The organism is Streptomyces cacaoi (assembly GCF_006539165.1).
Taxonomy (GTDB): domain Bacteria; phylum Actinomycetota; class Actinomycetes; order Streptomycetales; family Streptomycetaceae; genus Streptomyces; species Streptomyces cacaoi.
The window spans coordinates 1-13,676 of sequence record NZ_BJMM01000089.1; the positions used below are offsets into that span (position 1 = coordinate 1).

2 protein-coding genes are annotated in these 13,676 nt (G+C 76.1%); both read left to right on the plus strand.

The genetic code is table 11. The features are described from left to right. Window positions 1-40: 40 nt before the first annotated feature. On the plus strand, window positions 41-7,453 hold the full coding sequence (locus tag SCA03_RS36925) for a type I polyketide synthase (RefSeq protein WP_141275845.1): 7,413 nt from the start codon (window positions 41-43) through the stop codon (window positions 7,451-7,453). Window positions 7,454-7,464: 11 nt separating this feature from the next. After that, window positions 7,465-13,676 (plus strand): type I polyketide synthase (locus SCA03_RS33440; RefSeq protein WP_141275846.1); only part of this gene is annotated, 6,212 nt, incomplete at its 3' end.

Consider the following 13,676-nt stretch of genomic DNA (forward strand, 5'->3'; position numbering starts at 1 on the left):
GATCGAGCGGCTGTCCTTCCAGGCTCCGACCGTCCCTGTGGTGTCGAATGTGACGGGGGAGATGGCGTCGGCGGCGGAGCTGACGACTCCCGGGTACTGGGTGCGGCATGTCCGGGAGACGGTGCGGTTCGCCGACGGTGTCGACGCGCTGGTGAGTGAAGGCGCGGACACCTTCGTCGAGTTGGGCCCCGGTGGAGCGCTGGCGGCGATGGTGCAGCACTGCGTGGGTGAGGAGACCGGCCCGGACGCGGTGGCGGTGGCCGCCTTGCGTAAGGGCCAGGGCGAGGAGACGGCGCTGCTCACGGCGCTCGCGCGGCTGCACACCGCGGGGGTCGAAGTGGACTGGGCAGGGTTCTTCTCCCGGCTGGGCGGTCGCCGTGTCGAGCTGCCCACCTACCCCTTCCAGCGGGAGTGGTTCTGGCCCGAGGCCGCAGTCACCGGTGCGGGCGAGGACGAGCAACAGGGCCTCGTCGACGCGGAGTTCTGGTCCGCGGTCGAGCGGGGGGACCTGGCGGAGCTGTCCGCCGGGCTGGGGCTGGACGACGCCGCGCTGGCGTCCCTGGTGTCGGCGCTGTCGTCGTGGCGCCGTGAGCGTGCCGAGTCGTCGGCTGCGGACGCCTGGCGCTACCGGGTGAGCTGGAAGCCGCTGTCCGCCGCGCCCCGGAGTGCGCTGTCCGGGAAGTGGCTGGCGCTGCTCCCGGCCGGGCGGGACGCCGACGAGTGCGCCGCCGACGCGTGGGCGGCCTCGGTCCTGGCGGCGCTCGGCGCGGACGCCGTGAGCGTCGGGATCGACGGGGCCGACCCGGAGGCGATGGCCGGTGCACTCGCCGGTGCCCTGGCCGGAGTCGGAGCCGAGGGCGATGGCGAGGACGGCGAGGAGACCGGTGACGGAGGCGGTTTCGCGGGGGTTGTCTCGCTCCTCGCCGCGGTCCCGGGGCTGCCGACCGGCCCGGCCCGGCCCGATGTGCTGGTGCGGGCCCTCGCGGAGGCCGGGATCGACGCGCCGCTGTGGTGTGTGACCCGGGGCGCCGTACGGACCGGGCGCGGGGACACGGAGGTCTGCGGGGAGCAGGCCGCCGTGTGGGGCCTGGGCCGGGTCACGGCGCTGGAGCAGCCGGAGAGGTGGGGAGGTCTCGTCGATGTGGCCGAGCCGCTCGACCGGCGCGCGGCCGACCGCTTCCGCGCGGTCCTGTCCGGTGCCTGCACGGAGAACGGCGCGCACGGGAAGGCCGGTTCCTACGGGAAGGCCGCCGGGAACGCCGGGGACGGCGGGGGTGCCGAGGATCAGGTGGCGGTGCGGGCCTCCGGGGTGTTCGGGCGGCGGCTCGCGCGGGTCACACCGGGTGCGGGCGCGCGTGCGTGGCGGCCCACGGGCGCGGTGCTGATCACCGGTGACCTCACCGGTTTCGGCGGCCACGTCGCACGCCGGTTCGCGCGCGACGGCGCCGACCATGTCCTGTTCGTCGGCGCGCAGGCCCCCGAGGCGGCCGAAGAGGCCCGGCTGCGCGACGAACTCGCGGCGACAGGCTGTGTGTTGACGAGCGCGACGTGTCCGCTGTCCGACCGCGAAGCGCTGAGCGCGGCGCTCTCCGCGCTCCCCGGGGACCTGCCGTTGACGGCCGTCGTGCACACCGGCGAGAACAGCGGCTTCGGCGGCCCGGCGGACGGCGGAGCCGGTTCCGGAGCCGGGGAGACCTTCCTCGCCGCGCTGCGGGACGGTGTGGAGAACCTGGAGGCCGCGGTCGACGCGGCGACCGGCGACGGCGCACCGCCCGAGGCGTTCGTCCTGTTCGCCTCGATCGCCGGGACCTGGGGCGTCAGCGGACAGGGAGAGGGCGCCGCCGCCGGTGCCTACCTGGACGCGGTGGCGCTGCGGCGCCGCGCCCGTGGACTGCCGGCGCTGACCGTCTCCTGGGGCGCCTGGGAGGACGCGACGACCGGGGGACTGGCGGCCCATCTGCGGGTCAACGGGCTGCCGGCCATGGACCCGGAGCGGGCGCTGACCGCGCTCGCGCGCTCCCTGGGCGCCGGGGAGGAGTCCGTCACGGTTGCCGACGTGGCGTGGGACCGGTTCGCGCCGGCCTTCACCCGCGGCAGGCGCAGCCGGCTGTTCGACGAGCTGCCCGAGGCGCGGCGGGCCGCAACCGACCCCGCGGCGGACGGGGAAGGGGCGGCGACGGCGGGGACCGGGCTCCGCGCCGAACTCCTGCCGCTGCCCGAAGCGGACCGGAAGCGGGCGCTGCTGGCGCTCGTCCGCGGCAGGGCGGCCGCCGTCCTCGGCTTCCCGGACGCCGACGCGGTCCCCGAGGCGCAGGCGTTCCGCGACCTCGGCTTCGACTCGCTGACCGCGGTGGACCTGCGCGACCAACTGGCCACCGCCACCGGCCTGAAGCTGCCGGCGACGGTCGTCTTCGACCACCCCACCGCCGAGGAGCTGGCCGCCAGGCTGCACACCGGACTCTTCGGCGCGGACGGCCGGGACGGTGCGGACGGCGGAACCCGGGCGCTTCCGGCACCCGGGCCCGACGGCCGCTCCGACGTGGACGATCCGGTCGTCGTCGTCGGCATGAGCTGCCGCTACCCCGGCGGGGTCCGTTCGCCCGAGGACCTGTGGGACCTGGTCGCCGGAGAGACCGACGCCATCGGCGGCTTCCCCGCCGACCGCGGCTGGGACCTGGACCGGCTGCTGCACGGCGGCCCGGACGGTACCGGGCGCAGTGTCACCCGCCGGGGCGGATTCCTCTACGACGCCGCCGAGTTCGACCCCGGGTTCTTCGGCATCTCGCCCCGCGAGGCCATGGTGATGGACCCGCAGCAGCGGCTCGTCCTGGAGACCGCGTGGGAGGCGCTGGAGCGGACCGGTATCGACCCGGCGCTGCTGCGCGGCGGCGACACCGGCGTCTTCATCGGCGGCGGAACCGGCGACTACCGGCCCGAGGCGGGCCAGTTGGGGCACGCGCAGACCGCGCAGTCGGCGAGCCTGCTCTCCGGCCGGCTCTCCTACACCTTCGGCCTCCAGGGCCCGTCGGTCAGCGTGGACACGGCGTGCTCCTCGTCCCTGGTCGCGCTGCACCTCGCCGCCCAGGCCCTGCGCGGCGGGGAGTGCCCCCTCGCGCTGGCGGGCGGTGTGACGGTCATGTCGTCCCCGGTGAACTTCGTCGAGTTCGGCGAGATGGGCGCGCTCTCACCCGACGGCCGCTGCAAGGCGTTCGCGGACGCGGCGGACGGCACCGGCTGGTCGGAAGGCGTCGGTGTGCTGGTGCTGGAGCGGCTGTCGCAGGCGCGCCGCAACGGGCACGAGGTGCTGGCGGTGCTGCGCGGCTCGGCGGTCAACCAGGACGGCGCCTCCAACGGGCTCACCGCCCCCAACGGGCCGGCGCAGCGCCGCGTCATCCGGCGCGCCCTGACGGCCGCCGGCCTGGAGCCCGGGGACGTGGACGCCGTCGAGGCGCACGGCACGGGCACCCGGCTCGGCGACCCGATCGAGGCGCAGGCACTGCTGGAGACGTACGGGCAGGACCGCGACCCGCGGCAGCCGCTGCTGCTCGGCTCGGTCAAGGCCAACATCGGCCACACCCAGGCGGCGGCCGGTGTCGCCGGAGTCATCAAGATGGTGCTGGCGATGCGCCACGGTGTGCTGCCGCGCACGCTGCACGTCGACGAGCCCTCCCGGCACGTGGACTGGGAGTCGGGAGCGGTGGAGCTGCTGACGGAGGCCACCGCCTGGCCGTCCGCCGGCCGTCCGCGCCGTGCCGGTGTCTCCGCGTTCGGGGCCAGCGGCACCAACGCCCACATGATCATCGAGGCGCCGGAACCCGAACCGGAGCCGCAGCCCGGGAGGACGGAGGCCGTGGGAGCGGCACCGGCCGTGGTCCCCGTGCCCGTCTCGGCCGCCGACCCGGAGGCGCTGTGCGCCCAGGCCGACCGGCTGCGCGCACATCTGCTGGCCCACCCGCGGCTCGGGCCCGCCGAACTGGCCCTCGCGCTGGCCACCGCACGCTCCACCCTCGAACACCGCGCCGCGCTGGTCGCCGGCGGTCGCGATGAACTCCTGGACGAACTCGGCGCGTTGGCCTCGGGGGCCGCGGATCCGCGTGTCGTCCTCGGCCGCACCGGCGGACAGGGCGCCAGGACGGCGTTCCTGTTCTCCGGGCAGGGCTCGCAGCGCCCCGGCATGGGCCGGGAGCTGTACGAGCGCTTCCCGGTGTTCGCCGAGGCCCTGGACGCGGCGGTGGCCCGGCTGGACGCCGGGACGGGGGAGTCGCTGTGGAAGGTGATGTCCGGTGACGCGGACGGGCTGGACGAGACCGGCTTCACCCAGCCCGCCCTGTTCGCGCTGGAAGTGGCGCTGTTCCGGCTGGTGGAGTCCTGGGGCGTGCGCCCCGACTTCGTCGCCGGCCACTCGGTGGGGGAGATCGCCGCCGCGCACGTGGCCGGGGTGTTCTCGCTGGACGACGCGTGTCGGCTGGTGGCGGCCCGTGCCCGGCTGATGGACGCGCTCCCACCCGGCGGTGCGATGGTCGCCGTCGAGGCGTCCGAGGCGGAGGCCGCCGCCCACCTCACCGAGGGCGTCTCCGTCGCCGCCGTCAACGGCCCACGGGCCGTGGTGCTCTCCGGCGACGAGGACGCGGTGCTCGCCGTCGCCGGCACGCTCGCCGCCGACGGCCCGAAGCCCCGGAAGACTAGGCGTTTGCGGGTGAGCCATGCATTTCACTCCCTCCACATGGACGCCATCCTCGACGACTTCCGGCAGGTCGCCCGGACCGTCACCTACGACGCCCCGGCGCTCCCGCTCGTCTCCGCCGTCACCGGGGAGCCGGCCACCGGGGACGGCGCGTCCGGGCAGACGGTGTGCACCCCGGAGCACTGGGTGAGCCACGTCCGCGAGACGGTGCGCTTCGGCGACACCGTCCGCACCCTCGCCGAACGCGGCGTGTCCGTCCTCCTCGAACTCGGCCCCGACGGCGGCCTGTGCGCCCTCGCCCAGGACACCCTCGACGCGATGTCCTCGCGGGCCGTGACCGTACCGGCGCTGCGCCGGGACCGGGCCGAGGAGCGCTCGCTGGTCACCGCGCTGGCCCGGCTGCACGTGGCCGGCGCCGGGCCCGACTGGACCGCGCTCCTCGGCGCCGGGGAGGAGGACGCCGCCCGAGCCCGCCGCACCGGCCTGCCCACCTACCCCTTCCGGCGCCACCGCTTCTGGCCCCGCACCGGGCCCGCCGCCCCGGCGGCACGCGCCCTCGACGCCGACGACGGCTTCTGGTCGGCCGTGCAGGAGGAGGACCTCGGCACCCTGGAGGCCACGCTGGACGTCGACGGCGAGGCGCTCTCCAAGGTGCTGCCGGCGCTCGCCGACTGGCGCCGCCGGCGCGGCGAGCAGGCCACCGTGGACCGCTGGCGGCAGCGCGTCACCTGGAAACCGCTGGACAACGGCCGGACCGGCACGCCCGAGGGCACCTGGCTGGTGGTCGTCCCCGCCGCACACGCCGACGACCCCTGGGTGGCACAGGTGCTCGCCGCACCCGGCGCCGACACCGTCCGGCTGGACGTCACCGACACCCGACGGGCGGCCCTGGCACAGCAGCTCCGCGAACTCGCCGCCGGGGGACGGCACTTCACGGGTGTCCTCTCGCTGCTCGCCCACACGGGCCCGCACGGCGCAGCCGCCCACGAGGCACCCCCGGCCAACGCCCGCACCACCGCGCTGCTCCAGGCCCTCGGCGACGCCGGAACGGGCGCGCCCCTGTGGTGTGTGACCCGCGGCGCGGTCGCGGTGTCGCCCGCCGAACCCGTACCGGGACTCGACCAGGCCGGCGTCTGGGGCATCGGACGGGTCGCCGCGCTCGAACACCCCGACCGCTGGGGCGGGTTGATCGACCTGCCCGCCGAACTCGACGCGGGCTCCCTGGCGTGCTTCACCGCGCTGCTCGCCCGGCCCGGCGGTGAGGACCAGCTCGCGGTACGGTCCGCCACCGCCTACGGCCGGCGTCTGGTCCCGGTCGCCACCGGCGGCACCGTGCACGAGTGGCACCCCACCGGAACCGTGCTGATCACCGGCGGCACCGGGGCACTGGGCGCCCATGTGGCCCGCGGGCTCGCCGCGGCGGGCGCCCGGCACCTGCTGCTCGTCGGCCGCCGCGGCGCCGAAGCCCCCGGCGCCCGGCAGCTGCGGGACGAACTCACCGCCCTGGGCGCCGAGGTCACCCTCGCCGCCTGCGACGCCGCCGACCGCGACGCGCTCTCCGCCGTCCTCGCCCGCATCCCCGCCGAGGCACCGCTGACCGGCGTCGTGCACGCCGCCGGCGTCCTCGACGACGCCGTCATCGACAGCCTGACCCCGCAGCGGTTCGAGGCCGTGCACCGCGCCAAGGCGACCTCGGCGCTCGTCCTGCACGAGCTGACCGAGCACCTCGGCCTGGAGGTGTTCGCGCTCTTCTCCTCGGCCTCGGCCGCCGTCGGCAACCCCGGCCAGGCCAACTACGCCGCCGCCAACGCCGTGCTGGACGCCCTCGCCGAACGGCGCCGCGCCGCCGGGCTCGCCGCCACCTCCATCGCCTGGGGCGCCTGGAGCGGCGGCGGAATGGCCGACGACGACCGGGCAGCGGCGGCCGCCCGCCGCACCGGCGTCCGGCCCCTCGACCCCGCGCTCGCCGTCACCGCGCTGCGCCAGGCCGTCCTCGGCGGCCGGGCCACCGAGGTCGTCTCCGACGTGGAACCCGGGCAGTTCGTCCGCGCCTTCACCGCCGTACGGCCCAGCCCGCTCCTCGCGGAACTGGCCCCGGCCGACGGGCACACCGACCCGGCCCCCGGCACACCCGGCCACGGCGACGGGCCCGGCACCGAGCCGGGCGCCGCGCTGCGCGCCGAACTCGCCGGACTGGTCCCCGCACAGCGCGAGGAGACCGTGCTCGGCCTCGTCCGCAGCCGCGCCGCCGCCGTACTCGGACACGCCGACGCCGACACCGTCGGCCCCGACCGCGCCTTCCGCGACCTGGGCTTCGACTCGCTCGGCGCCGTGGAACTGCGCAACCGGATGACCGCAGCGACGGGCCTGGAACTGACCAGCACGCTCGTCTTCGACCACCCCACCCCCCTCGACCTGGCCCGCCACCTCCTCGACCGGCTCCTCCCCGACGACGCCACCGCCCCCACCGCCGCACCCGGGGGGCCCGGCGCACCCGGTGACGAGCCCGACGACGCCTCCCTGCGGGCACTGCTCGCCTCCGTCCCGCTCGACAGGCTGCGGCAGATCGGCGTACTGGAACCGCTGCTCCAACTCGCCGCCGACACCGCGGCGGACACCGGCGACGGCACCACCGGCACCGGCGGCGACGCGGAATCCTTCGCCGAGTCGATCGACGCGATGGACACGGACGCGCTGGTGCGGGCGGCCATGAACGGCACTTCCCAGGACACCTCCCGCACGGAGCGGGACACACGGAGCGAAGGCTGAGAGAGCGGACCATGACCACCCCCAGCGAAGAAGTAGTCGAAGCGCTCCGGACCTCGCTCAAGGAGGCCGAGCAACTGCGCCGCCGCAACCGCAGTCTCGTCGCAGCGGCCACCGAACCCGTCGCCGTCGTCGCGATGAGCTGCCGCTACCCCGGCGGCATCGCCTCGCCCGAGGACCTGTGGGAGGTGGTGGAATCCGGCCGGGACACCGTCTCGCCCTTCCCCACCGACCGCGGCTGGGACCTCGCCGCCCTGCGGGACGCCGGCGTCGACGCCCGCGGCAACCAGGTCAGCCAGGAGGGCGGATTCCTCGACGGCGTCGCCGACTTCGACGCGGAGTTCTTCGGCATCTCACCGCGCGAGGCCGTCACCATGGACCCGCAGCAGCGGCTGCTGCTGGAGACCTCCTGGGAGGCCGTCGAACGCGCCGGCATCGACCCGCTGTCCCTGCGGGGCAGCCGCACCGGCGTCTTCGTCGGCACCAACGGACAGGACTACGCCTATCTGCTGGTGCGTTCCCTGGACGACGCCACCGGTGACATCGGCACGGGCATCGCCGCCAGCGCCACCTCCGGCCGGCTCTCCTACACCCTCGGGCTGGAGGGCCCCGCCGTCACCGTGGACACGGCGTGCTCCTCGTCGCTCGTCGCGCTGCACAGCGCCGTCCACGCCCTGCGGGCCGGCGAGTGCACCCTCGCGCTCGTCGGCGGCGTCAACGTCATGTCCTCACCCGGCTCCCTCATGGAGTTCAGCAGGCAGGGCGGGCTCGCGGCGGACGGCCGCTGCAAGGCGTACGCGGACGCCGCCGACGGCACCGGCTGGTCCGAGGGCGTGGGCGTGCTCCTCGTCGAACGGCTCTCGGACGCGCGCCGCAACGGGCATCCGGTGCTCGCCGTCGTCCGCGGCTCGGCCGTCAACCAGGACGGCGCCTCCAACGGGTTCACCGCACCCAGCGGACCGTCCCAGCAGCAGGTGATCCGCCAGGCACTGGCAGCCGCCGGGCTGCGGGCACAGGACGTCGACGCCGTCGAGGGCCACGGCACCGGCACCCCGCTCGGCGACCCGATCGAGGCCCACGCACTGCTCGCCACCTACGGGCAGGAACGCGCACCGGGACGCCCGCTGCTCCTGGGCTCCGTCAAATCGAACCTCGGACACACCCAGGCCGCCGCCGGCGTCGCCGGTGTCATCAAGACCGTGCAGGCCATGCGGCACGGCGTCCTGCCGAAGTCCCTGCACGTCGACCGCCCCTCGTCCCAGGTGGACTGGACGACGGGCGCCGTCGAACTGCTCGGCGAGTCCCGCGCCTGGCCCGAGACCGGACGGCCGCGCCGCGCGGGCGTCTCGTCCTTCGGTATCAGCGGCACCAACGCGCACGTCATCCTCGAACAGGCCGGCGAGGAGGAGACGCCCGCACCGGACGCCACCGACGCGACGGCACCGGAGCGCGCACCGCGCGCCGCCGCGCCCGCCGTGGTGCCCTGGCCGGTCTCCGCCAAGTCCGAGGAAGCCCTCACCGCACAGCTCGAACGCGTCCGCGCCCTGGCCGACGAGGAGCCGCACCGCCGTTCACCCGTCGACACCGGCTTCTCCCTGGCCACCGGCAGGTCGCGGTTCGACCACCGCGCCGTGCTGCTCGTCGGCCCCGACGGCACCCTCTCGGAGGCCGCCCGGGGGCGCGCCCCGGCCGGCGGCCGGCACCTGGCCCTGCTCTTCTCCGGGCAGGGAGCCCAACGCCCGGGCATGGGACGGGAGTTGTACGAGAGGTTCCCGGTGTTCGCCGAGGCGTTGGACGAGGTGGCGGCACTGCTGGACGCAGAACTGCCGCGTCCGCTGCGGCCGGTGATGTTCGGCGAGGCCGAGGGCCTGGAGGAGACGGGGTTCACGCAGCCCGCGCTGTTCGCGCTGGAAGTGGCGCTGTTCCGGCTGGTGGAGTCGTGGGGTGTGCGGCCCGGATTCGTCGCGGGACACTCGGTGGGGGAGATCACGGCCGCGCATGTGGCCGGGGTGTTCTCGCTGGAGGACGCGTGCCGGCTGGTGGCGGCCCGTGCCCGGCTGATGGACGCGCTCCCACCCGGCGGTGCGATGGTCGCCGTCGAAGCGTCGGAGGAGGAGGCGCGGCCGCACCTCGCCGAGGGCGCTTCCCTCGCCGCCGTGAACGGGCCGCGCTCCGTGGTGGTCTCCGGCGCCACCACCGCCGTGTCCCGCATCGCGCAGACCTTCGCCGCCGACGGCCGCAGGACCCAGTGGCTCCCCGTCAGCCACGCCTTCCACTCGCCGCTGATGGAGCCCGTGCTGGACGACTTCCGGCACACCGCCGAGGCCGTGACCTACACCGCGCCCCAGCTCCCGCTCGTCTCGAACCTCACCGGAGCCCTGGCCGACCCCGCGCAGCTGTGCAGCCCTGACCACTGGGTCCGCCACATCCGCGACACCGTCCGCTTCGCCGACGGCGTGCGCGCGCTCGCCGAAGCCGGCGCCGACACCTTCTGGGAACTGGGCCCCGACGGCGTGCTCACGGCCATGGCACAGCAGGTGCTGGACCAGCCGCACGACGGCACCGAGCCCGCACAGGGCGGACAGGACACCCAGGACACCCTCGTGCTGCCCGCCCTGCGCAAGAACCGGGCCGAGGAGCGCTCGCTGGTCACCGCACTGGCCCGGCTGCACGTGGCGGGCGTCGGAGTCGACTGGGCGGCCTGGTTCGCCGGCACCGGCGCACGCCGCGTCGACGTGCCCACCTACGCGTTCCGGCACGAGCGGTACTGGCCCCAGCCCGGCCCGGGAACCGGCGACGTGACCGCGGCCGGACTGACACCCGCCGGGCACCCCCTCCTCGGCGCCGCCGTGGAACTCGCCGCCTCCGACGGCGTCCTGTTCACCAGCCGCCTGTCCGCACGGACCCACCCCTGGCTGCGCGCGGACACCGCGGCGGGCCCCGCCGCCCTCCCGGCTTCCGCGTTCCTGGAACTCGCCGTCCGGGCGGGCGACCAGGTCGGCCACGACCGGATCGCCGAACTGACCGTCTCCCACCCGCTCCCACTGCCCGACGACGGCTCCGTACTCGTCCAGGTCAGCCTGGGCCCACCCGAGGAGACCGGCACACGCACCGTGCGGATCCACTCCCGGCCGGCCGACACCACCGGGCCGTGGACCGAGCACGCCACCGGAACCCTGGCCGCCGGCCGCCGCGTCGAGGAGTTCGACACCTCCGTCTGGCCCCCGCACCGCGCCCGCGCCGTCGACCTCGACACCGGCCACCCGGCGGACCACGGCACCGTGCGCCGCGTGTGGACGCGCGACCACGGGCCACGCACCGAGGTCTTCGCCGAGGCCGCCCTCCCCGCCGACACCCGGGACGCCGGCGCCTTCGGGCTCCACCCGGACCTGCTGGAAGCCGCCACCGTGGCAGCCCGGTTCGCCGCCCTCGACCTCGACGGCGCCCCCGAGGCCGCCGCCTGGTCCGGCGTCGCCCTGCACGCCGCCGGTGCCACCGCGGTACGCCTCCGCGTCACAAGGACGGCCCCGGACGCCGTGTCCGTCGCCGTCGCCGACCCCGCGGGCGCGCCCGTCCTCTCGGCCGACGCGCTGGTGCTGCGCTCCCGCACACCCGGCCCCGACGACCCCGACGACCCCGCCGCCCCGCCCGCACAGGGCGCGCTGCTGCACCTCGACTGGACCCCCGCGCCGCCCACCCACGCCGCGGCGGCCGTGGCGCACACGGTGCTCGGCGCGGACGGCCGCCACACCCTCGCGGACGTGCCGACGGAGACCACCACCGTGCTGGTCCCGGTCACCGGCCCCCGCGACGGCGACGACGTGCCGGCGGCGGCCCACCGGCTGACCGCGCGGGTGCTGCGGCTCCTCCAGGACTGGTCGGCCGACGACCGGCGGCCGGCCGACGCGCGCCTGGTGTTCGTCACCCGCGGCGCGGTCGCGGCGCACGACGGCGACGGCCTCCCCGACGTGGCCGCGGCGGCGGTGTGGGGCCTGGTGCGCTCGGCCCAGTCGGAACACCCCGGCCGGTTCGCGCTGATCGACGTCGAGGACGAACGCGACGGGCTGCCGGACGCCGCCCCGGCCCTGCCGCATCTGCCCGGCCTGCTGGCCGCCGGCGAGGGCCAGTTCGTGGTCCGCGGCGGAACCGTGTCCGTGGGCCGGCTGGCACACGCCGACACCACGGCCACCACGGCCACCACGGACCGCGAAGAGACGGCGGACACGGCGGACGCCACCGATGCCGGTGACACGCGGGGCACCCCGGGGCGGCGGCCACGGCTGTCGGACGGGACGGTACTGATCACCGGCGGCACCGGCGGCCTGGGCGGCGTCCTGGCACGGCATCTGGTCGCCGAGCACGGCGTACGCCAACTGCTGCTGGTGAGCCGCAGGGGCCCCGAGGCACCGGGAGCCGGCCGACTCGCCGCGGAACTGGGCGCGTCGGGCGCCCAGGTGTCCCTCGCCGCCTGCGACGTGGCCGACCGTGAGGCACTGGCCGCCCTGCTGGCAGACATCCCCGACGCCCACCCCCTGACGGCCGTCGTGCACACGGCGGGTGTACTGGACGACGGCGTGATCACCTCGCTGACGCCGGAGCGGGTCTCCGGAGTGCTGCGGCCCAAGGCGGACGCCGCCTGGCACCTCCACGAACTGACCCGGGACCGGGACCTGGCGGCGTTCGTGCTGTACTCGTCCACCGCCGGAGCCATGGGCGGCGGCGGACAGGGCGGCTACGCCGCGGCCAACGTCTTCCTGGACGCGCTGGCCCACCACCGCAGGGCCCGCGGCCTGGCCGGGCTGTCGCTGGCATGGGGCGCGTGGGCGCAGGACACGGGCATGACCGGCGCACTGGCCGAGGCCGACATGCGCAGGATCACCGCCTCCGGCGTGCCGCCGCTCTCCGCCGAACAGGGCCTCGCCCTCTTCGACACGGCCCTGGGAACGACGCGCCACGCGGTCCTTGTCCCCGTCGGCCCCGTCGGCCCCGTGGGCCCCGGCGGCCCCGCCGGCCCGGGTCACGGCATGCACCCGCCCGAGAGCGAGGTGCCCGCCGTGCTGCGCGGGCTGATGCGCGGCCGGCGACGCTCGGCGGCAGCGCCCGCCGGGGACGCCGCGACGGCGGCAGCCCTCACCCGACGGCTGCGGGGCATGCCCGCGGGCGACGCCCGGCGGGCCGTCGTCGACCTGGTGCGCCGCGAAGCCGCCGCCGTACTCGGCCACACCTCCACCGGCAAGGTCGAGGCCGGACAGGAGTTCCGGTCCCTCGGCTTCGACTCGCTCACCGGCGTCGAACTGCGCAACCGGCTCACCGCGGAGACGGGCCGACGCCTGCCCGCCACCCTCACCTTCGACTACCCCACACCGTCCGCGCTCGGCTCCCACCTCGCGACCCTCCTGCGCGACGAGACCTCCGCGGACGACACGGCCGTCCCCGAACGCACCGCGCCGTCCGGCCCCTTCCCCGACGGCACCGACGGCACCGATGCCGACGCCGTCGCCGTCGTCGGCATGGCCTGCCGTATGCCCGGCGGCATCGACTCCCCCGAGGACCTGTGGCGCATGCTGGCCCAAGGCCGGGACGCCATCGGGGAGTTCCCGACGGACCGGGGCTGGGACCTCGACCGGCTCTTCGACGCCGACGACCCCGAGAGCCGCGGCACCAGCGCGACCCGGCGCGGCGGATTCCTCCACGACGTCGCCGACTTCGACGCCGCCTTCTTCGGCATCTCCCCGCGTGAGGCGCTCGCCATGGACCCGCAGCAGCGGCTGCTGCTGGAGACCTCCTGGGAAGCCTTCGAACGGGCGGGTATCGACGCGACCGCGCTGCGCGGAACCCGGACGGGGGTCTTCGTCGGCACCACCGGCCAGGACTACGCCACCCTCGTGATGAACTCCCGCGACGATGTCGAGGGCCACGCCAGCACCGGGCTGGCCACCAGCGTGATCTCGGGCCGGGTGGCATACACCTTCGGCCTCGAAGGCCCCGCACTCACCGTGGACACGGCCTGCTCCTCCTCCCTGCTGGCCCTGCACCTGGCGGCGGGCTCCCTGCGCAGCGGAGAGAGCACCCTCGCCCTCGCCGGCGGGGTGACCGTCTTCAGCACGCCCATGACCTTCTCCGGCTTCAGCCGGCAGGGCGGACTCGCCGGGGACGGCCGGTGCAAGGCGTTCGCCGACGCGGCCGACGGCACGGGATGGTCCGAGGGCGTGGGGATCCTCGTCCT